Raw genomic sequence first — 20,162 nt, forward strand, 5'->3', positions numbered from 1 at the left:
CGCGACGGGGCCGGCGGCACGAACGCGATGCGGGCTCAACCGCCCGACTTCTCGAAGCGGCGCAGCAGTTCGTCGCCGCGCGACGCCGCCGAATCGAGCGCGTCCTTCGGCGACTTCTTCTGCGCCCAGACCTGCTCCAGCTCTTCGTCGACCACCGTGCGGATCTGCGGCATGTTGCCGAGGCGCAGCCCCTTCGTGTAAGGCAGCGGCGGCTTGTTCATCATCTGCTTGATCGCGGTTTCCGCGCTCGGGTTCTTCGCATAGAAGCCCTGCTGGCGCGTGAGGTCGTACGCGGCCGTCGTAACCGGCAGGTAGCCCGTTTCCTGGTGCCACTTCGCGGCGACCGGCGGCGAGGCCAGGAACGCGAGGAATTTCGCGACGCCCTTGTAGGTCGCCGGATCCTTGCCGGCCAGCACCCACAGGCTCGCGCCGCCGATGATCGCGTTCTGCGGCGCACCCTTCACGTTCGCGTCGTACGGCATCATTCCGGTGCCGTAGCTGAACTTCGCGAACTTCTGCACGTTCGCGAGCGCGCCCGACGACGTCGTCATGATCCCGCAGTCGCCGCTGTAGAACTTCGCCGACGCTTCATCCTTGCGGCCCGCGTACGTGAACGTGCCATCCTTTTGCATCTGCTGCAGGAACGCGATGTGCGCGATCTGCTGCGGCTTGTTGAACTCGAGCGCCGCGTCCGTGCCGTCGAAACCGTTGTTGCGGCTCGCGAACGGCAGGGCATGCCACGCGCTGTAGTTCTCGAGCTGGATCCAGCCCTGCCAGCCGGTCGTGAAGCCGCAGGCCATCCCGGACTTGCGCAGCTTCTCCGCGTCGGCCTGCACGTCGGCCCACGTCTTCGGCGGCTGGTTCGGATCGAGCCCGGCCTTCTTGAAGGCGTCCTTGTTGTAGTACAGCACCGGCGTCGAGCTGTTGAACGGCATCGACACGAGATGGCCCGTCTTCGCATCGCTGTAGTAGCTCGCGATGGTCGGCACGAATGCCTTTTCGTCGAGCGGCACGCCGGCCTGCTTGAACACGTCGGAGACGGGTACGACGGCCTTCTTCGCCTGCATCATCGTTGCAGTGCCGACTTCATAGACCTGGAGGATCGCCGGCGCGTTGCCGCTGCGATAGGCGGCGATGCCCGCTGCGAGCGCCTGGTCGTAGGTGCCCTTGAAGACCGGCACGATCTTGTAGTCGCTCTGCGATGCATTGAACTGCGCGGCGATCTCGTTCACCCGTTCGCCGAGCGCCGACTCCATCGCATGCCAGAACTGGATTTCCGTCACGGCGAACGCCGCATGCTGCACACCGAACATCAGCGCGCCGCCGAGCGCGATCGAACGAACCACTGTCCCCGCAGGCTTCATCATCATCGACCTCTCTCCCATGAAAACGTTACCAACAGCGTGTGCAACATTCCCATCGCCATTGAACCGGCGAAGTCTAGTGATCGTTTGTGACAGTCAGTTGTCGCTGATGACGAACAGGCGCTGGTATTCCTTCAACGCGAAGCGGTCGGTCATGCCGGCGATGTAGTGCGCGACGAGGCGCGGCTGCTGCGCTTCGTCGTCCGACTGGTACGGCGGCGGCAGCAGGCGCGGATCGTCGATGAACGCGTCGAACAGCCCGGTGACCACGCGCTGCGCCTTGCTCGCCATGCGCATCACCTTGTAGTGGCGATACAGGTTCTTGAACAGGAAACGCTTGAGGGCGGCCGCCTGCGCGGCGACCGCTTCGCTGTGCGCCACGAGCGGCGGCGCCGCGCGCACGTCGTCGAGCGACGCGGGCGCGACGCGCACGAGATTGCGCGTGGTCTCGTCGATCAGGTCGACGATCAGCGTGTTGATGATGCGACGCACCGTCTCGTGCACGAGGCGGCGGCCTTCGAGATGCGGGAAATCGGCGAGCGCCGCTTCGTAGTGGCGCTGCCACAGCTCGACTTCGGCGAGCTGCTCGATCGTGATCAGGCCGGAGCGCAGGCCGTCGTCGACATCATGGTTGTTGTATGCGATTTCATCCGCGATGTTCGCGAGCTGCGCCTCCAGCGATGGCTGGCGGCCCTGCAGGAAGCGCTCGCCAAGCGCGCCGAGCTTGCGTGCGTTCTCGCGCGAGCAGTGCTTGAGGATGCCTTCGCGCGTCTCGAAGCACAGGTTGAGGCCGTTGAACGCGCCGTAGTGCTCCTCGAGCTCGTCGACGACGGCCAGGCTCTGCAGGTTGTGCTCGAAGCCGCCGTGTTCGCGCATGCACGCGTTCAGCGCGTCCTGTCCGGCATGGCCGAACGGCGTATGACCAAGATCGTGCGCGAGCGAGATCGCTTCGACGAGATCCTCGTTGAGCCGCAGGTTGCGTGCGACCGAACGCGCGATCTGCGCGACTTCGAGGCTGTGCGTGAGGCGGGTTCGGAACAGGTCGCCTTCGTGATTGACGAAGACCTGCGTCTTGTATTCGAGCCGGCGGAACGCGGTCGAATGAACGATGCGGTCGCGGTCGCGCTGGAATTCGGTGCGCGCCGCCGGCGGCGTTTCCTGATGGCGGCGGCCGCGCGACTGCGACGCGTGGGCGGCATACGGAGCGAGATGAGCTTCCAGCGCCGCCAGCGTCGGCGGCTCGGCCAGCGTCGCGACGGATGCGCGGCCGGCTTTGGTCGGTTTGCTGCTGGATGTCTCGCTCACGTCTCCTCCATGTCAGGGGCGCCGGGGCATCCGGGCCGCCGTTACCGGGTCGTCTGCGCCAGTGTTGCGAATACGGCTTCGTCGGGCGCCTGCGCGATCAGCGTATCGCCGAATCGCTTCAGCAGGATGAACTTGATCGCGCCGGCTTCGGCTTTCTTGTCGACGCGCATCAGGTCCATGTAGCGCGCGTCGCCGAGTGCCGGCCCGCGGACCGGCAGGTGCGCGGCGGCGATCACCGCATCCAGGCGCTGCCGCGACGCTTCGTCGAGGAGGCCGAGCCGCACCGACAGGTCGCCCGCCATCACCATCCCGCAGCCGACCGCTTCGCCGTGCAGCCATTCGCCGTAGCCGAGCCCGGCCTCGATCGCATGGCCGAACGTATGGCCGAAGTTCAGGATCGCGCGCAGCCCGCCTTCGCGTTCGTCGGCCGCGACCACGCTCGCCTTGATCTCGCACGAACGCTTCACTGCATGCGCGAGCACGGCCGGCTCGCGCCGGTTCAGCGCATCGACGTTCGCCTCGATCCAGTCGAAGAATTCCGCATCGGCGATCGCGCCCGTCTTGATGACCTCGGCGACGCCGGCCGCCAGCTCGCGATCGGGCAGCGTCGTCAGCGCGCCGATATCGGCGATCACCGCCTGCGGCTGGTAGAACGCGCCGATCATGTTCTTGCCGAGCGGGTGGTTGATGCCCGTCTTGCCGCCGACCGACGAATCGACCTGCGACAGCAGCGTCGTCGGCACCTGGATGAACGGCACGCCGCGCATGTAGCATGCGGCGGCGAAGCCGGTCATGTCACCGATCACGCCGCCGCCGAGTGCGACGAGCGTCGTCTTGCGATCCGCACGCTCGGTCAGCAGCCCGTCGAAGATCAGGTTCAGCGTTTCCCAGTTCTTGAATGCCTCGCCGTCCGGCAGCACGACCGTCGATACGCGCTTGCCGAGCGGCGCGAGCGCCGCGCGCAGCGCGTCGCCATAGAGCGGATCGACCGTCGTGTTCGTGACGATCGTGACGGACGAACCGTTGATGTGAGGGGCGAACAGCTCGGTGCGGCCGATCAGGCCGGCACCAATGTGAATCGGATAGGCGCGGTCGCCCAGATCGACGTTGACGGTAATCATGCTTGTAGCGGCTTGGCGGTGACGCCTGCCAGTTCGAGTTGCATCAGCACCATGTTGACGAGGCCGTTGACCGACGGACGACCGGTCTCGATGATGAAGTCCGCGCATTCGCGGTACAGCGGGTCGCGCACTTCGTAGAGCGCTTCGAGACGCGCCTTCGGATCTTCGGTCTGCAACAGCGGGCGGTTCTTGTCCTTGCGGGTGCGCAGCCACAGATCGTGCGGATTGGCGCGCAGATAGATGACGATGCCGCTGCTTTTCAGGCAATCGCGATTTTCGGGCCGCAGCACCGCGCCGCCACCCGTCGCGAGCACGATGTTCTCGCGCTGCGTCAGATCGGCGATCACCTGCGATTCGCGGTCGCGAAATCCGGCCTCGCCCTCCATCTCGAAGATCACCGGAATGCGCGCGCCCGTGCGGGCCTCGATTTCGTGGTCGGAGTCGAAGAACGTCCTGTCGAGCCGGCGCGCGACCGCACGGCCCACGGTGGTCTTACCCGCTCCCATAAGGCCGACGAAAAATACGTTTGCATGTGGGTCCCGCGCTTGCAACGGCTTCCTCTGCTTGAATCTTGCTGGTGTGTGGCGCAGCTTACTGGCAAAGCGGCTGCCTTGTCGAGCCTGCGCCGCCGGCTTCCGGCCCTGTTTTTCCCGCATCCGCGTCGCCCGCGCCGGCCGTCTCGCACCGCGCGCCGACGACCGTCGGCGTGATGAAGACGACCAGTTCGCTCCGCTGGTCGCGCCGCGCACGGTGCCGGAAAAGCGTGCCCAGAACCGGTATTTTGCCCAAGAGCGGCACCCGCGTCACATCGTCCCGGTTCAACTGCTCGTAAATCCCGCCAATCGCGACCGTTCCGCCGTCCTCGACCTCGACGCGGGTCTGCACATGCTTCGTATGAATCGCCGGGCCGGCCGCGGTCGGCTCGCCGATGCTGTCTTTCCTCACGTCCAGGTCGAGCACGACGCGCCCGTCGGGCGTGATCTGCGGCTCGACCTCCAGCTTTAGCGTCGCGCGGCGGAACTGCACGCCGCTCACGCCGTTGCCCACCTTCGCCTGGTACGGCAGCTCCGAACCCTGTTCGACGATCGCCTTCACGCGGTCGGCCGTCACCACGCGCGGGCTGGACACGATCTGGCCCCGCCCTTGCGCCTCGAGTGCGCTCAGTTCGACGTCGAGCACGCGGCTCAGCGGCGCGGCGAACAATGTGAAACCAGCCGTCGCCGCCTCGAAGCCGCCGAGCGGCCGCGCGGCCAGGTCGAGCGCGTTGCGCGTGTCCGTCGCGAACGCCGTGCCGTCGGCAGCGGGCGGCCGCCCCTGCGCGCGCAGCGCGATGCGTGCGCCGAGGTTGCGCGAGAAGCCCTGTTCGCCTTCGACGATGCGCGCTTCGATCCGGACTTGCCGTGACGGCCGGTCGATCGCATCGATCAGGCCCGCAATCTGCGCGATGCGCGGCGCCAGATCGGTGACGAACAGCAGGTTCGTGCGCGGTTCGGCCGCAGCGGCACCCCGTTTCGACAACAGGCGCTGGCCGGTCGCCCCGGCCAGCAGCCGCTGCACGTCCTGCGCGCGCGGGTAATGCAGCGTGAAGGTCCGGCTCGCGAGCGGCTCCAGCTCGGCCGCGCGCGCATGCGTCTCAAAGCGCTCGCGCTCCCGCGCCGCCAGTTCGGCCGCCGGCGTGACCCAGATCACGTTGCCGCGCCGGGACATCGTGAGCCCGTGCGTGTCGAGCAACGTGTCGAACGCATCGCGCCAGCGGACATTGTTCAGACGTAACGTCACAGTGCCGCGCACCTGCTCGCCGACGATGATGTTGAGCCCCGTGAACCGCGCGAGCGCATCGAACGCGGCCGCGAGCCCCGCGCCTTGCAGGTTCAGCGAGATCCGCCGCGCGTCGTCGGCATCGCCGGGGTGCCGTGCGGCGGCGTCGCCCATGCGCGTCGGCGGCGGCAACGGGAACGGCGGCCCCTCCAGCACCGGCGCCGCGGCGGTTGTGCCTACCTGAAGCGCTGCGCGTGCGGCCTGATCGAACGGCGGCGGACCGGCCTCATCGTCCGCGCCATCGAACGTGCCCTGCGGCAACGGCGTGTCCCGGGCGTGCGCTTGCGTCGATGCGATCGGCCACGCGGCCGGCGGCAGAGGGGGCAGCGGCGGCAACGCCGCGTGCGCCGCGACCACGCTCGAGCCGACCCAGCCGGCGATCGCCCGCCATCCAGACCTCGTCATGGGCGACCTCCGTCAGCGATGACGAACCGGCGCGCGCCATCGGCCGTCGCAAGCGTCACCGCATCGGCATCGACCCGCACCACCCGCGATGGTCCGAGCGCTTCGCCCGGCGCAACGGCTGCGAACACGCCGGCGCCGGCGTCGAACAGCGCGAGCCCCGCACGCGCGTCGCGAATCGTGCCGGCCAGACGCGGCGCCGGCTCATCGGCCACCGTTGACGAGCCCGCGCCGCCGAGCGGATCGTCGTCCGCCGCACCGGCAAGCACGGACGCCGCTCCATCCGGCACGCTGGCCGCCGACAGCGCGGGGAACACGTCGATCGACATGTCTACCCTCGACCCGCTCGATTTCCGCTCGACGTGCAACACCGACGGCACCGCCAGCGCAGGGAAACTCGCCAGCCCGCCGACCATCTGCAGCAGCGCAGGAAAACCGCCTTCCGCGACGATGCGCACCGTGCGCCGACCATCCGGCGCCGGGTCGTCCGCGCGCCGCGGTTCGATCGACACGATCCGCAACCCGCTCGACGCAGCCAGATCGGCCAGCGCGAGCATCAGCGCGGGCCACGCCGGTGCACGCAGCGAGCCGTCGTCGAGCCTGCCAGCCGGGCGAGTGTCACGCCGCTGCGCGGTGGTCGCGAGTACCCGCTGGGCATCAGCGGCGCGCACCCGGGTGGCTGCCAGCAACGCGCGACTGTGCGCGAGCCCGCTCCAGTCGGCTGCATTGGCCAGATGAATGGCGCCCGCCATCACGGACGCGCATGCCAGCACGCAGCCCACGGCGTGTGCCGTGGCCGGCGACACGCGCCGCACGCGGCCGAGCCAATCGGCGCCGCCCGGCAAGGACCGCGGCAGGATCGCCGTCATGCGCCGCCTCCGGTTGCCGTCTGTCGCGGCAGCGCATCGTGCCAGCGCACCTGCACGGAGAACCGGAACGGCACTGCCACGGTAGCTGCCGGCGCGGCCGAAGCCGGGGTCAGCGCACCGATATCGAATCGCCAGTCGCGCTGCTCGGCCGCGAGCCGGGCGAGCCACCGCGCGGCGGCCCGGTAACTCGTGGCCCGCGCGTCGAGCACGGCGCCTGACGATGTCGTGCGCAACGCGTCGAGCCGGATGGTGTCGTCGCGCACCCGTGCCAGCGTCGCAAGCAGTCCGACGACACGCCGGTAAGGCACCGCAAGCAGGACCGCCTGTGCATCACGTTGCGCGCGGTCGGTGGCCGCGCCGGCCGCGCGCCTTGCCGCATCCACCTGCGGCTGCCATTGCCGCAGCCGCGCCTCTACGCTCGCGCGCTCGGCATCCACGCGCCATCGCCACCCCGCAGCCGCGCCCGTCCACAGGCCCGCCGCGAGTACGCCGAGCAGGATCGCTGCCCCGCACTGCGTGGCCCGGCGCCGGCGCAACGCGTGCGCCCGCCGCTCACGGTACGGCAGCAGATTGAAGCCACCGAGTGAGATACGGCCGGCGGCAGCCCGATCGGACCCAGGTTCGACCATCATTCCCACACCCCGCGCAGCGCCAGCCCGACCGCGACGGCAAATGCCGGACCGCCCGGCGTGCCGGCAGCTTCGACCGGCAGCCCGTCCCATCCGGCGCAGTCGAACGGCACCGCGGCCGCGCCCAGCGCGTCGCCGATATCGGCAACCGACATGCCGAAGCGGGCGATGCACCGCTCGTCACCGGCCACGAGCACACAGCGCACTGGCTCGGACACGCACTGGCGAAATGCGTCGGAAAACGCCGCCCGCACCTCGCCGGACACCGTGAGCACCGGCGCAGCGACCGGGCCGTCGACCCGCCACCCGTGCACGCCGGTGTCGCAGAACCAGAACGCGGCGTAAGGGCCGTGCGCGTCGAGTTCGAACTGCGCGGCATAGCGCAAGGCGCGCAGCGCGGCGGCCGACTCACCGTCGACGGCCGTCAGGTCGACGCCGGCCTGCGCGGCCACGTCGATGCGCCGTTCGAGCAGCGCCTGCGGCGCCACGGCGACCGCGATCTCGCCCGCATGCGCGCCGCCGTCCTGGCGCCAGTCGAACGCGAGACTGTCCGGCGCCAGCCCCGAGATACGTTCGGCCGCCTGCCGGGCGGCATCGGCGACGTCATCGCGCCCGGCCAGATCGAGCGTCGCGGTCCGCATCTCGTCGTCGCGCAGCGCCATCACGCCGCGCGCATCGCAGCGCACACCCACCGCCGACAGCCGTGCCACGGCCGCCGCCAACGCGCGCGCGACCGCGGCCCAGCGTGCGTCCTCCGGCCCACCTGCCAATCCCACCGGCTCCCGCTCGAGCCCTTCGACCCGCACCTCCGCGCCCCGGCCGCGCCGGCTCAGCACCGCGACCCTCACCTCGTCCGCCGCGACGTCGATTCCCGTCGAACGGTGCCTGCCCGGCGCAAACCGCGCCCCCCATCGTCCTGCCATCCCGGCCTCCCGCGATCGTCGCGGCCCACGCCGCGTTACCGAGACCTGATTCTGCAAAGCGGCGTGCGGGCCCGACAGTCAGCCGGACGGCCAGTCGCCGTGCCTGGCGGCCGCGCGGGCGGTATGCTGGCGGCATGGGCAACCCGCGGCGTTCCGGCGGGCGCCCCCCGCGTCAGGACCGGTCTTACCGGGCAGCTATAATCGCGGGACTGTTTTCCGGTACGCCTATGCAATCCACGTCTCCTACGTCCCCGCCTCCCGCCCCGGAGCCGAAAAAGCGGCCCTGGTGGCAGAAAGTCCTGCTCGGCCTCGTCGCGATGTGCGTGGCTCTCGTCGTGGCCGGCGGCCTCGTGCTCGGCTACGCGCTCGTCGTCGCATGGCCGAACATGCCGTCGCTCGACGCGCTGACCGACTATCGTCCGAAGGTACCGCTGCGCATCTACACGTCGGATCACGTGCTGATCGGCGAATTCGGCGAAGAACGCCGCGACATCGTCCATTTCAAGGACGTCCCGGACTCGCTCAAGAAGGCAATCCTCGCGATCGAGGATGCCCGCTTCTACGATCACGGCGGCGTCGACCTCACCGGGATCGCCCGCGCCGGTTTCGTCGCGCTGACGAACGGCCATGCGTCGCAGGGCGCGAGCACGATCACGATGCAGGTCGCGCGCAACTTCTTCCTGTCGAGCGAAAAGACCTACACGCGCAAGATCTACGAGATGCTGCTCGCGTACCGGATCGAGCGTGCGCTGACGAAGGATCAGATTCTCGAGGTCTACATGAATCAGATCTATCTCGGCCAGCGCGCATACGGCTTCGCGAGCGCCGCGCGGGTCTATTTCGGCAAGGACCTGAAGGACATCACGCTCGCCGAGGCAGCGATGCTCGCCGGGCTGCCGAAGGCGCCGTCCGCATATAACCCGGTCGTCAATCCGAAGCGCGCGAAGGTGCGCCAGGAATACATCCTGGAGCGGATGCTGGAGCTGAACTTCATCACCCGCGAGCAGTACGACCAGGCCGTCGCGCAGCCGCTCGCCGTCAAGGGCGCAGGTCGCGAGTTCAGCGTGCACGCCGAGTACGTCGCGGAAATGGTCCGGCAGATGATGTATGCGCAGTACCGCGAGGAAACCTACACGCGCGGCTTCAACGTCGTCACGACGATCGATTCGGCCGACCAGCAGGTTGCGTACACCGCGCTGCGCAAGGGCATCATGGATTACGAGCGCCGCCATGGCTATCGCGGGCCGGAAGGCTTCATCGAGCTGCCGGCCGGCGCCGACGACCGCGAGCAGGCAATCGACGACGCGCTGCTCGAGCATCCCGACAACGGCGAGCTGATCGCGGCGGTCGTCACCACGGCAACGCCGCGCCAGATCACGGTCGCCTTCATCGACGGCAGCAGCGCGACGATCGACGGCGACAACCTGCGCTTCGCGTCCAGCGCGCTGTCGGCCAGCGCGCAGCCGAACCGCCGCATCCGTCCGGGCGCGATCGTCCGTGTCGTGAAGAACGACGCCGGCAAGTGGTCGATCACGCAGTTGCCGCAGGTCGAGGGCGCGTTCATCTCGATCGTCCCGCAGGACGGCGCGATCCGCGCGCTCGTCGGCGGCTTCGACTACAACAAGAACAAGTTCAACCACGTCACGCAGGCGTGGCGGCAACCAGGTTCGTCGTTCAAGCCGTTCATCTACTCGGCGTCGCTCGACAAGGGCCTCGGGCCGGCCACGGTGATCAACGACGGCCCGCTGTACTTCAGCGCCGCGGAAACCGGCGGCCAGCCGTGGGAGCCGAAGAACTATGGCGGCGGCTTCGAAGGTCCGATGTCGATGCGCACCGCGCTGCAGCGCTCGCGCAACCTCGTGTCGATCCGGATCCTGAACCACATCGGCACGAAGTACGCGCAGCAGTACATCACGCGCTTCGGCTTCGACGCCGACCGCCATCCGGCCTACCTGCCGATGGCACTCGGCGCGGGCCAGGTCACGCCGCTGCAGATGGCCGGCGCGTACTCGGTATTTGCGAACGGCGGCTTCCGCGTGAATCCGTACCTGATCGCGGAAGTGACCGATCCGAACGGTGCGGTCGTCGTACGCGCGCAGCCGCTCATCGCCGAGCAGAACGCGCCGCGCGCGATCGACGCGCGCAATGCTTACGTGATGAACAGCCTGCTGCAGAGCGTCGCGCAGCGTGGCACGGGCGCGCGCACCAACGTGCTGAAGCGCACCGACCTCGCGGGCAAGACGGGCACGACGAACGACTCGCACGACGCGTGGTTCGCCGGCTACCAGCACTCGCTCGCCGCGATCGCGTGGATCGGCTACGACAACCCGCGCAGCCTCGGTGATCGCGAAACGGGCGGCGGCCTGTCGCTGCCGGTCTGGGTCGAATACATGGGCGCGGCACTGAAGGGCGTGCCGGAGTTCAAGCCGACGATGCCGGACGACGTCCAGTCGCTCGGCAGCGAGCTGTACTTCACCGAGTTCACGCCGGGGCACGGCTTCGTGTCGACGGTCGGCGTGCCACAGGCGCCGGCGGTGCAGAGCGCCGACGAACCGGTGCCGCACGTCGACGAGCAGGAGAAGCAGGACATCATGAACCTGTTCCGCGGCCACTGACGCAAACGGCCGGAGCATGAAAAAAGCGCCCCGCGGGGCGCTTTTTCTTTGGGCATTGATCCGACGTATCGGCGCCCGGCCGGGCGAGCGCCGGTCGTTACGCACCGAACGTGATCGGCAGGCCGGCCTGCTGCGTCGCGTATTCGGTGAGCGCCGCGAAGAACTCGGTGCCGGAGCGCGTATCGCGCCATTCGCCGTCCACGAAACGGTAATGGAATCCGCCCGCCTTCGCGGCTATCCACACTTCCTTCATCGGCGGCTGCAGGTTGACGATGATCTTCGAGCCGTTCTCGAACGTCAGTGTCAGCACGCTGCCGTTGCGCTCCAGATCGATGTCGTGATCGCCGTCGTTCGCGGCATCGACGGTACGCTCGACGGCCGCCAGCACGGCCTCGGCACGGCCCAGGTATTCAGTATCGGACATGCTAAACTCTATCGGTTAAATTGTTCAGGGACGATCATGCGAGTCGTTTTCCGGATGAGCGCGATTGTAGCGGCTTTGGCAATTCTTGCCGGCTGCGGTCAACGCGGCCCGCTCTATCTCCCCACCGTGCCGCCATTGCCGGCGAAGCCCATCCAGCAGGACGCGCCACCGTCGGACGTCAAGCCGACGGATGAAAATGCGTCGTCCGACAGCATTCCGGATTCGTCCGGCACGCCGCTCACGCTGTCGCCCGAGCTGTCGAACGGCGCATCGAAGGCCGCCACGCCGGCATCAGGCCCGGCCGCCGTGCAGTAATCACGCGCCACCGCTCGCGCGGTTTCGCGACACAAGGCGATGACTTCCCGTCATCGCCTTTCGTTTTTCCAGGCCCGCATCGTCACGCACGGACGCGCTGCCATCCCCATGCAAGCAGCCGCCAGCCGAGCAGCACCGCGACGATCGTCGCGTAGAGCTTCGGCTGCGCGAGATCGTGCTTGCCGGACCTCATCCACCAGAAATGCAGCACGCCGAACGGCGCGATCACATAGATCGCACGATGCAGCGTGGCCCAGTGACGGCCGAGCCGGCGCACCATCGCGCGCGGCGAGGTCGCAGCCAGCGGAATCAGCAGCACGAACGCGGCAAAGCCGACCGTAATGAAAGGACGCTTGCCGACGTCCTTCAGGATCGCGAGCACGTCGAACCACTTGTCGAACCACAAATACGTCGTGAAATGCAGCATCGCGTAAAAAAACGCGAACAGGCCGATCATCCGGCGAAAGCGCAGCAACGCGGGCACGCCCGTCACGCGCCGAAGCGGCGTGATGGCGAGCGTGACGCACAGCATCACCAGCGTCCACAGACCCGTCGAACGCGTGATGAATTCGATCGGATTCGCGCCGAGCCGCTCGGTCAGCCCGAACAGCACGAGACGCGCGAGCGGATAAAGGCCGGCCGCGAACACCAGCACCTTCGCCGGCGCAAGCCAGCGCGGTGCGGCGGTGCGCACTGCGCCGGCCCGCGCAGCGCCCGCGGCCGTGCGCGGGCCGGCAGCACGCCCCGGCGTCAGCATCGAAGGAGGCAGGTTGTTTCTCACCGTCGCGCTCAGAAGTTCTTCTTCAGGTCCATGCCCTGATACATCGACGCGACGAGGTCGCCGTAGCCGTTGAACATCAGCGTCTTGCGCTTCGGCGTGAAGAAGCCGTCCTCGCCGATCCGGCGCTCGGTCGCCTGGCTCCAGCGCGGGTGATCGACGTTCGGATTCACGTTCGAATAAAAGCCGTATTCGTTCGACGCATACGTGTTCCAGCTCGTCTTCGGCTGCTTGTCGACGAAGCGGATCTTCACGAGCGACTTCGCGCTCTTGAAGCCGTACTTCCACGGCACGACGATCCGCGCCGGCGCGCCGTTCTGGTTCGGCAGCACCTGGCCGTAGACGCCCATCGTCAACAGCGCCAGCGGATTCATCGCCTCGTCCATCCGCAGCCCTTCCGAGTACGGCCAGTCGAGCACCGGCGTCGACAGGCCCGGCATCTGCGACGGGTCGGCCAGCGTGACGAACTGCACGTATTTCGCGTTGCCGGTCGGCTGCACACGCTTGATCAGCTCGGACAGCGGCACGCCGATCCACGGGATCACCATCGACCATCCCTCGACACAGCGCAGCCGGTACACGCGCTCCTCGAGCGGCGCGAGCTTCAGCAGCTCGTCGAGATCGAACACCTTCGGGTGCAGCACCTCGCCCTCGACGCTCACGCGCCACGGGCGCGGCCTCAGCGTGCTCGCGTTCTGCGCCGGGTCGCCCTTGTCAGTGCCGAATTCATAGAAGTTGTTGTAGGACGTGATGTCCTTGAACGGCGTCACCTTGTCGGCCGCGACGAACGTCGGATTGGTCTTCGCCGCGAGCTTCGCCGCCCGCGCGTCGGGCGACGCATATGCGGCGAACGCCGCCCCGCTGCCACCGAGCAACCCGCCTGCCGCCGCCAGACCAGCCGCCTGCAACACGCGCCGCCGGTTCTCGAACACCGCGCGGGGCGTAATCTCGCTCTGCGCAATGTCGCCGCCGGTCAGTACGGTGCGCAAAGGGTGTTTGATCCACATCGTGCTGCTCCTCCCGCGTGCGCGGCGCGCACGCATCATGAGCGTTCGACCCGGCCCATCATGCGCCGTTCGACGCCCGGACCGCCCACCCGTTACAAAAGAAAACCGCCGGGCACGCAGTGCGCCGGCGGTCTTTTGTCGGACCAGCGTCGGAAATCTTACAGCTTGCCGTAGCTGTGCAGCCCGGACAGGAACATGTTGACGCCGAGGAACGCGAACGTCGTCACGATCAGGCCAGTGAGCGCCCACCACGCGGCAACCGCGCCGCGCAGGCCCTTCATCAGGCGCATGTGCAGCCAGGCCGCGTAGTTGAGCCACACGATCAGCGCCCAGGTTTCCTTCGGGTCCCAGCTCCAGTAGCCGCCCCATGCTTCGGCGGCCCACAGTGCGCCAAGGATCGTCGCGATCGTGAAGAACGCGAAACCGACCGCGATCGACTTGTACATCACGTCGTCGAGCACCTCGAGCGTCGGCAGGCGATCGGCCAGCACACCACGCTCCTTCATCAGGTACGCGACCGCCACCATCGCCGACAGCGCGAAGCTGCCGTAGCCGATGAAGTTCGCCGGCACGTGGATCTTCATCCACCAGCTCTGCAGCGCCGGCACGAGCGGCTGGATCTGCTGCGCGTCGCGCGCGACCGAGTACCACATCAGGAAACCGACGGCCGCGCTGATGACCAGCAGCACGAATGCGCCGAGCGCACGCGTGCCGTAATGCCCTTCGTAATACAGGTAGAGCAGCGCGGTGATCAGGCTGAACAGCACGAACACTTCATACAGGTTCGACACGGGGATATGCCCGACGTCGGCGCCGATCAGGTAGGACTCGTACCAGCGCACCATCAGCCCGGTGAAGCCCATCAGCACAGCGACCCACGTGAGCTTCTGACCGATCGCGGCGCCCGATTCCGAGCGCGCGAGCAAGCCGATCCAGTAGAAGATCGTCGCGAGCACGAACAGCGCGCTCATCCACAGGATCGCCGACTGGCTCGACAGGAAGTACTTGAGGAAGAACGCCGAATCGGCGCGCGCCAGATCGCCCTGGTAGATCTGGATCGACAGCAGCGACAGCACGGCGATCGTCGCCATCAGCAGCCGCGCGGGCTTCCAGCGCCACCCGAGTACGACAAGCGCCGGCACGGTGCCGATCATCACTGCCTTGTCGTAGTAATTCATGTGCTCGTTGTAGTGCACGAACGCATAGCCCGCGCCGACCACGAGTGCCAGGGCGAACAGCCAGTCGATGATCGACAGGCGCGCGAGGAACGGACGATCGTCGAACAACGGCGACGAAACCGGGGCCTGGGCCGGCCCCGAATGCGAAGAGGAAACTTGCGTGAGATCCATGATGTTACCGGGTGGAATTCTCGGAATCAGAACCGCCGCCGGCGGGCGGGCGGGCAGTCGATGCCGCACCAGCGGGTGCGGCGTCGCGGGGTGCGGCGCGCAAGGCGGCGCCGGCCGCGTCGCGCGTCTGCACGAATTCTTTCTCGAAATCGAAGGTCTTGCGGGCCGTGGACATCGCCATCACCACATCGACGCCCGAGCCGGCATCCTTGAGCCAGAACCAGAGGCGCCGCTCGCGCACGTAGAACATCGAGAAGATGCCGGCGACCAACAGCAGGCTGCCAAGATACACCAGATTCTTGCCGGGTGCGCGCGTCAACTGAAATACCGAAGCTTGCACCTGCTTGAAGGAGTCAAGCTGCAAATAGACCGGCGATCCATACAGGAAGCTGTCGGATAGCGCATTGATCGCGTTCTGCACGAAGCGGATCGTGTCGGTGCCCTGCTGGACGGCCGGCTCGCCGGCGCGCTCGCGCGCGATCTGCCAGACCTCCCACATCGAACCTTCGAGCATGCGCAGCAGCAGGCTGGCCGCCTTTTCCTGCTCGGCCTTCGGCACCGAACGGTCGATGAACGTGGCCACTGCCTGGAAGCCGCCGATCGGCTGGCCGTCGGCACCGCGGCCGACACTGTCGTCACTCGCAGCAAAGAGGGTCAGCACCTTGGCTGCACTGTCCTGCAGGCGGCCGCGCAGCGACGCTTCGGTAGTCGGCAACGAACGCTGCGCGAAGCGCGCGGCGGCTTCGGCACGCACGGCCGGATCCTCGAGCGCGGCGCGCAGGCGCATCCAATCGCCGATCGAATCCGCGCTGTCGGCCGGAATCCGCATATAGCGGAACGGATCGTTCGGGCTCGCGCGCACGCCGGCGAGGAACACGCGCGTGCCGCCCATGTCGACGGGCAGCATGTAGTTGTTGAATTCGCGCGCCTGGCCATCCTTGCCGCGAATCTTGTACTGCACCGACGGTCCGATGTTGTGGAGTTGCATCGGCTTCGATGTCTTCGCGCCCGAGCCGAGCCGCTCGTCGAACGCCTCCTTCAGCGACTCCGTCTTGGCGACGCCGCGCACGTCCGGCTTGCCGTTCGCGTCGGCCATGTTCTCGACGTTGATCGCGCGGAAGTCGGAGAACTCGATCGTGTCGCCGTCGTTGCCCGGCATCTGCAGCGGCGCGGTACTGCCGATCGTGCCCTTCACCGCGAAGGTCTTCGCGTTGTCGCCCGTCATCGGGTAGGCGGTCATCTGCATCTGCGAGCCGCCGTCCTGGAAGCTCGACTGGTAGATCGACACGCCCTTGTAGGTGAACGGCTTGTTGACCTCGACGCGCGCCGGGATCTTCTGGCCCGTCTCGCGATCGATCACGACGATGTCGCTCGCGAACAGCTTCGGCATCCCCGTCGTGTAGTAGTCGACGATGAACTTGTTCAGCTGGATCGAAAACGGCAGGTCCTGGATCAGCGAGCCGCTCGGCTGGTTCAGGATCGCGGTCGACACGAACTGGCCTTCGGGCACCCACGCGTAGCCGCGGAACGTCGGGTTCGACGCGGACAGCCGGTGGTCGGGCGAGATCTCGCTGATCGTCGCGCTCGTGTTGACGGGGCTCTTGCCGAACATCCACATCTGGAATTTGATCGGCAGGTTGCTGTCGAGCAGGCCGCCGATACAGATCACGACGATCGCGAGGTGCGCGGAGATGTAGCCCCACTTCGTCAGCGCGCCGCGTTTCGCAGAGATCAGCGTCGCGCCGTCGGTTTCGCGCACGACGTGCTTGTAGCCGGCCTTGGTGACGAACGTGGCGAGCGTGGTCGCAACCGTCGCGCGCGTGCCGGACGTCGTGTACTCGGCCTTGTGGTGGAAGGCACGCAGGCTGCCTTCGCGGACCTTGTCCTTCCAGCTCTTCGCATCGGCGAGCATCTTCGGCGCGTTGCGGATCACGCACAGCGAGATCGACACGACGAGGAAGATCAGGATCAGCATGAACCACCACGCGCTGTACACGTTGTACAGGCCCAGCGAGCGGAAGATGTCCGCCCAGAACGGCCCGAACTGGTTCACGTAGTTCGGATACGGGTCGTCCTGGGTCAGGACCGTGCCGATGATGCTCGCGATCGACAACACCACCAGCAGCGCGATCGCGAAGCGCATCGAGCTCAGCAGCTCGACCGCGCGCTTGGACGCTCCCGGACCCGACTTGGACTGCAACCCCGACGTGGTAACGCTCATTCAAACTCCGACTGACAACAAAAAAGGGCAAGGCGCCCGCAAACACGCGGCGCCCCACCCTTTTCTTGTTCTGACTCCGGCCGCCCTTCGGGCGCCCGGTCATTCCATTCGCGACTGTCCGTTCAACGCAGGCCGGCGATGTAATCTGCCACAGCCTTGATCTCGTTATCCGACAGACGCGAAGCGATCTGATGCATCGCCTCGTTGTTGTTGCGCGCGCCGGCACCCTGCTGGAACGCGGTCAACTGGGCAACCGTGTAATCGGCCCATTGCCCCGACAGACGCGGGTACTGGACCGGCATCCCCTGCCCCGTTGGCCCGTGGCAGCTCGCGCAGGCGGGCACACCCTTTTCCGCGAGGCCGCCGCGGTAGATCTTCTGGCCGATCGGCACGGTCGCCGCATCGCGTGCGGTGCCGAGCTTCGTGGCCTGCGATCCGTAATACGCGGCGACGTTGCGCATGTCGTCCGCACTCAACGCACTCGCGAACCCGACCATTATCGGGTTGGTCCGCGCCGGCCCCTTCGCGCCGGGCTGGGCCTTGAAGTCGTTCAACTGCTTGACCAGATATTCGGGATGCTGGCCGGCGAGCTTCGGGAAACTGCCCGACGCGCTGTTGCCGTCGGCACCGTGACACGACGCGCAGACCTGCCCGGCAATCGCCTTGCCGCGGTCCAGATCCGGCTTTGCCGCATCCGCCGCGTTTGCCTCCGCTACGAAACCTACGAACCCTGCTGCAACCTGAAGCACCATCAGAGACTTGCACAGTCGATTCATTCGCACACCCTGTTTCGTCTTGTGGGAATTTGAGGTTCTGCAAAAAACGACGGCGACCAGTCTACCGCAGAAGCTGCATAAAAGCGCGAGGCAGGCGCCCGCAGCCCTTCGGTAAAACCGTCGTATTGTACAATATCGCGCTGAAAGCTCCCGCGCCTATCGGGGCTACCCCGCCTCCACCAAGCGGCTCGCGCCGCCCGTCCCACCGGTTTCCCCATGGCCTTTTTGCTCCATCAAGCCCGCTTCTACACGACCGTCAACCATCTGCGCGACCTGCCGCCGACGGTGCAACCGGAAATCGCATTCGCGGGCCGCTCGAATGCCGGCAAATCGACGGCGATCAACGTGCTGTGCAACCAGAAGCGGCTGGCCTTCGCGTCGAAGACGCCCGGCCGCACGCAGCACATCAACTACTTCTCCGTCGGCCCGGCCGCCGAGCCCGTCGCGAACCTCGTCGACCTGCCCGGCTATGGCTATGCCGAAGTACCGGGGGCCGCGAAGGCCCACTGGGAGATGCTGCTGTCGTCCTACCTCGCGACGCGTTCGCAGCTGTGCGGCCTGATCCTGATGATGGATTCGCGCCGCCCGCTGACCGACCTCGATCGCCGGATGATCGAGTGGTTCGCGCCGACCGGCAAGCCGATCCACACGCTGCTGACGAAGTGCGACAAATTGACGCGGCAGGAGAGCATCAACGCGCTGCGGAACACGCAAAAGGGGCTCGACGCATATCGCGACCAGGGCGTGAAGGGCAAGCTGACCGTCCAGCTGTTCTCCGCGCTGAAGCGCACGGGGCTCGACGAGGCGCATGAACTGATCGAGAGCTGGCTGCGGCCGTCCGTCGCCGACGAAAAAAGCGAGCCTGTAGCACAATGATCGGGCAACGCGCGGCCGGGTTCGGCTGCGCGCACCTGACGGCGCCTGTAGATTCGATTCGGCCGGCCCATAAAAAAACCCGCCGTTGAACGGCGGGTCAAACAGCCTAATCGAATAACGACAGGCACCCGCTCAGGGAGGAGAAGCGGGGAGCAGCACGCAACGCGTGCCGCTCGATCGCTATCATATACCAACGGTCTCGAAAATGACCGAAGGGTTCCGTAAGGTTCTTCTTGCCCTGATTTCTACCCAATCGCCATGAGCTTCCATCCGCTTCATCGTCCGCGCCGGATGCGCCGCGACGACTTCTCGCGCCGCCTGATGCGCGAAAACCGGCTGACCACCGACGACCTGATCTACCCGGTGTTCGTCGTCGAAGGCACCAACGAACGCCAGCCCGTACCGTCGATGCCCGGCGTCGAGCGCGTGTCGGTCGATCTGCTGATGCATGTCGCCGAGCAGTGCGTCGAACTCGGCGTGCCCGTGCTGTCGCTGTTCCCGGCCATCGAGCCGTCGCTGAAAACGCCTGACGGCCGCGAAGCGGCCAATCCGGAAGGCCTGATCCCGCGCGCGGTGCGCGAACTGAAAAAGCGCTTCCCCGAACTCGGCGTGCTGACCGACGTCGCGCTCGATCCGTACACGAGCCACGGCCAGGACGGCGTGCTCGACGAAAACGGCTACGTGATCAACGACGACACGATCGAGATCCTGGTCGACCAGGCGCGTGCGCAGGCGGAAGCCGGCGTCGACATCGTCGCACCGTCGGACATGATGGACGGCCGCATCGGCGCGATCCGCGAGATGCTGGAAAGCGACGGCCATATCCATACGCGCATCATGGCCTATTCGGCCAAGTTCGCGTCGGCGTTCTACGGCCCGTTCCGCGATGCGGTCGGCTCGGCGTCCAACCTGGGCAAGGGCAACAAGATGACCTACCAGATGGATCCGGCGAACAGCGACGAAGCGCTGCGCGAAGTGCGCCTCGACATCGACGAAGGCGCCGACATGGTGATGGTCAAACCCGGCATGCCGTATCTCGACATCGTGCGCCGCGTGAAGGACGAGTTCCGCTTCCCGACCTACGTGTACCAGGTGAGCGGTGAATACGCGATGCTGAAGGCCGCTGCGATGAACGGCTGGCTCGACCACGACAAGGTCGTGCTCGAGTCGCTGCTGGCATTCAAGCGCGCGGGCGCCGATGGCGTGCTCACCTACTTCGCCCTCGACGCGGCGCGTCTGCTGAAAGCGCAGCGCTGAGCAGCGCGCCGGCAGGCGTAAGGAAAAACGGCGGAACACTTCGGTGTCCCGCCGTTTTTTTCACGTTCGCAGTCAGTCGATCGGCGTGGCTGCCGCCGATGCGCGCCGACGAA

18 protein-coding genes are annotated in these 20,162 nt (G+C 67.0%); 4 read left to right on the forward strand and 14 right to left on the reverse strand.

What is annotated here, in order from left to right:
• Window positions 1–35: 35 nt before the first annotated feature.
• The 8 genes from ugpB to GEM_RS15555 form a co-directional block, all read right to left on the reverse strand.
• On the reverse strand, window positions 36–1,370 hold the full coding sequence (gene ugpB / locus GEM_RS15520) for a sn-glycerol-3-phosphate ABC transporter substrate-binding protein UgpB (protein ID WP_014898334.1): 1,335 nt from the start codon (window positions 1,368–1,370) through the stop codon (window positions 36–38).
• Window positions 1,371–1,460: 90 nt separating this feature from the next.
• Entirely contained in the window at window positions 1,461–2,669 is a 1,209-nt protein-coding gene (locus GEM_RS15525; RefSeq protein WP_014898335.1) for a deoxyguanosinetriphosphate triphosphohydrolase, read from the reverse strand.
• Between the two features lie 41 nt (window positions 2,670–2,710).
• Window positions 2,711–3,790 carry a 3-dehydroquinate synthase gene (gene aroB / locus GEM_RS15530; protein WP_014898336.1) on the reverse strand — a complete coding sequence of 360 codons (1,080 nt, stop codon included), beginning with the start codon at window positions 3,788–3,790 and terminating at the stop codon, window positions 2,711–2,713.
• Window positions 3,787–4,341: a shikimate kinase gene (locus tag GEM_RS15535; RefSeq protein WP_080599414.1), complete on the reverse strand. Its 555-nt coding sequence runs from the start codon at window positions 4,339–4,341 to the stop codon at window positions 3,787–3,789. The genes aroB and GEM_RS15535 overlap by 4 nt, the downstream gene beginning before the upstream one ends.
• A 40-nt stretch (window positions 4,342–4,381) precedes the next feature.
• Window positions 4,382–6,013 carry a type IV pilus secretin PilQ gene (locus tag GEM_RS15540; protein ID WP_014898338.1) on the reverse strand — a complete coding sequence of 544 codons (1,632 nt, stop codon included), beginning with the start codon at window positions 6,011–6,013 and terminating at the stop codon, window positions 4,382–4,384.
• Complete coding sequence (locus GEM_RS15545; RefSeq protein ID WP_014898339.1) at window positions 6,010–6,879, reverse strand: hypothetical protein; 870 nt, start codon at window positions 6,877–6,879, stop codon at window positions 6,010–6,012. The genes GEM_RS15540 and GEM_RS15545 overlap by 4 nt, the downstream gene beginning before the upstream one ends.
• Complete coding sequence (locus GEM_RS15550) at window positions 6,876–7,511, reverse strand: hypothetical protein (protein WP_014898340.1); 636 nt, start codon at window positions 7,509–7,511, stop codon at window positions 6,876–6,878. The genes GEM_RS15545 and GEM_RS15550 overlap by 4 nt, the downstream gene beginning before the upstream one ends.
• Window positions 7,508–8,431 carry a hypothetical protein gene (locus GEM_RS15555; protein WP_014898341.1) on the reverse strand — a complete coding sequence of 308 codons (924 nt, stop codon included), beginning with the start codon at window positions 8,429–8,431 and terminating at the stop codon, window positions 7,508–7,510. Before GEM_RS15555 ends, GEM_RS15550 begins: the two co-directional genes overlap by 4 nt.
• 227 nt (window positions 8,432–8,658) lie before the next feature.
• Here GEM_RS15555 and GEM_RS15560 point away from each other — a divergent pair, with 227 nt between their 5' ends.
• Window positions 8,659–11,046 carry a penicillin-binding protein 1A gene (locus tag GEM_RS15560; RefSeq protein WP_014898342.1) on the forward strand — a complete coding sequence of 796 codons (2,388 nt, stop codon included), beginning with the start codon at window positions 8,659–8,661 and terminating at the stop codon, window positions 11,044–11,046.
• A 97-nt stretch (window positions 11,047–11,143) separates the two neighbouring features.
• On the opposite strand, the gene cyaY is transcribed toward GEM_RS15560, so the two are convergent.
• Window positions 11,144–11,470: an iron donor protein CyaY gene (gene cyaY / locus GEM_RS15565; protein ID WP_014898343.1), complete on the reverse strand. Its 327-nt coding sequence runs from the start codon at window positions 11,468–11,470 to the stop codon at window positions 11,144–11,146.
• A 36-nt stretch (window positions 11,471–11,506) separates the two neighbouring features.
• On the opposite strand from cyaY, the gene lptM reads away from it, so the two are divergent.
• Entirely contained in the window at window positions 11,507–11,785 is a 279-nt protein-coding gene (gene lptM, locus GEM_RS15570; protein WP_014898344.1) for an LPS translocon maturation chaperone LptM, read from the forward strand.
• An 82-nt stretch (window positions 11,786–11,867) separates the two neighbouring features.
• Here the strand turns inward: lptM and msrQ are convergent, their stop codons facing one another.
• The 5 genes from msrQ to GEM_RS15595 form a co-directional block, all read right to left on the reverse strand.
• A complete protein-coding gene (msrQ, locus tag GEM_RS15575) occupies window positions 11,868–12,554 on the reverse strand; it encodes a protein-methionine-sulfoxide reductase heme-binding subunit MsrQ (protein ID WP_041490707.1) in 687 nt (228 codons plus the stop codon).
• Window positions 12,555–12,574: 20 nt separating this feature from the next.
• Complete coding sequence (gene msrP, locus GEM_RS15580; RefSeq protein ID WP_014898346.1) at window positions 12,575–13,570, reverse strand: protein-methionine-sulfoxide reductase catalytic subunit MsrP; 996 nt, start codon at window positions 13,568–13,570, stop codon at window positions 12,575–12,577.
• A gap of 158 nt (window positions 13,571–13,728) precedes the next feature.
• Window positions 13,729–14,919, reverse strand: a complete 1,191-nt coding sequence (ccsB, locus tag GEM_RS15585) for a c-type cytochrome biogenesis protein CcsB (RefSeq protein ID WP_014898347.1) — start codon at window positions 14,917–14,919, stop codon at window positions 13,729–13,731.
• 4 nt (window positions 14,920–14,923) lie between these two features.
• Entirely contained in the window at window positions 14,924–17,140 is a 2,217-nt protein-coding gene (locus tag GEM_RS15590) for a cytochrome c biogenesis protein ResB (protein WP_014898348.1), read from the reverse strand.
• 122 nt (window positions 17,141–17,262) lie between these two features.
• Window positions 17,263–17,916: a c-type cytochrome gene (locus tag GEM_RS15595; protein WP_014898349.1), complete on the reverse strand. Its 654-nt coding sequence runs from the start codon at window positions 17,914–17,916 to the stop codon at window positions 17,263–17,265.
• A 216-nt stretch (window positions 17,917–18,132) separates the two neighbouring features.
• Between GEM_RS15595 and yihA the strand changes: the two genes are divergently transcribed.
• Together yihA and hemB are read left to right on the forward strand one after the other, a co-directional pair.
• Window positions 18,133–18,792, forward strand: a complete 660-nt coding sequence (gene yihA / locus GEM_RS15600) for a ribosome biogenesis GTP-binding protein YihA/YsxC (RefSeq protein WP_006477171.1) — start codon at window positions 18,133–18,135, stop codon at window positions 18,790–18,792.
• Between the two features lie 258 nt (window positions 18,793–19,050).
• The gene (gene hemB / locus GEM_RS15605) at window positions 19,051–20,049 is read left to right on the forward strand and encodes a porphobilinogen synthase (protein WP_014898350.1); all 999 of its coding nucleotides are present in this window, start codon (window positions 19,051–19,053) and stop codon (window positions 20,047–20,049) included.
• Window positions 20,050–20,162 lie beyond the last annotated feature (113 nt).

It is taken from the genome of Burkholderia cepacia GG4 (genome assembly GCF_000292915.1).
Lineage (GTDB): Bacteria > Pseudomonadota > Gammaproteobacteria > Burkholderiales > Burkholderiaceae > Burkholderia > Burkholderia cepacia_D.

Coding starts and splice junctions, on each gene's coding strand:
- ugpB (WP_014898334.1), bottom strand. CDS start 1,370: ATGATGATGAAGCCTGCGGGGACAGTGGTTCGTTCGATCGCGCTCGGC.
- aroB (WP_014898336.1), bottom strand. CDS start 3,790: ATGATTACCGTCAACGTCGATCTGGGCGACCGCGCCTATCCGATTCAC.
- GEM_RS15540 (WP_014898338.1), bottom strand. CDS start 6,013: ATGACGAGGTCTGGATGGCGGGCGATCGCCGGCTGGGTCGGCTCGAGC.
- GEM_RS15545 (WP_014898339.1), bottom strand. CDS start 6,879: ATGACGGCGATCCTGCCGCGGTCCTTGCCGGGCGGCGCCGATTGGCTC.
- GEM_RS15550 (WP_014898340.1), bottom strand. CDS start 7,511: ATGATGGTCGAACCTGGGTCCGATCGGGCTGCCGCCGGCCGTATCTCA.
- GEM_RS15555 (WP_014898341.1), bottom strand. CDS start 8,431: ATGGCAGGACGATGGGGGGCGCGGTTTGCGCCGGGCAGGCACCGTTCG.
- GEM_RS15560 (WP_014898342.1), top strand. CDS start 8,659: ATGCAATCCACGTCTCCTACGTCCCCGCCTCCCGCCCCGGAGCCGAAA.
- cyaY (WP_014898343.1), bottom strand. CDS start 11,470: ATGTCCGATACTGAATACCTGGGCCGTGCCGAGGCCGTGCTGGCGGCC.
- lptM (WP_014898344.1), top strand. CDS start 11,507: ATGCGAGTCGTTTTCCGGATGAGCGCGATTGTAGCGGCTTTGGCAATT.
- msrP (WP_014898346.1), bottom strand. CDS start 13,570: ATGTGGATCAAACACCCTTTGCGCACCGTACTGACCGGCGGCGACATT.
- ccsB (WP_014898347.1), bottom strand. CDS start 14,919: ATGGATCTCACGCAAGTTTCCTCTTCGCATTCGGGGCCGGCCCAGGCC.
- GEM_RS15590 (WP_014898348.1), bottom strand. CDS start 17,140: ATGAGCGTTACCACGTCGGGGTTGCAGTCCAAGTCGGGTCCGGGAGCG.
- GEM_RS15595 (WP_014898349.1), bottom strand. CDS start 17,916: ATGAATCGACTGTGCAAGTCTCTGATGGTGCTTCAGGTTGCAGCAGGG.
- yihA (WP_006477171.1), top strand. CDS start 18,133: ATGGCCTTTTTGCTCCATCAAGCCCGCTTCTACACGACCGTCAACCAT.
- hemB (WP_014898350.1), top strand. CDS start 19,051: ATGAGCTTCCATCCGCTTCATCGTCCGCGCCGGATGCGCCGCGACGAC.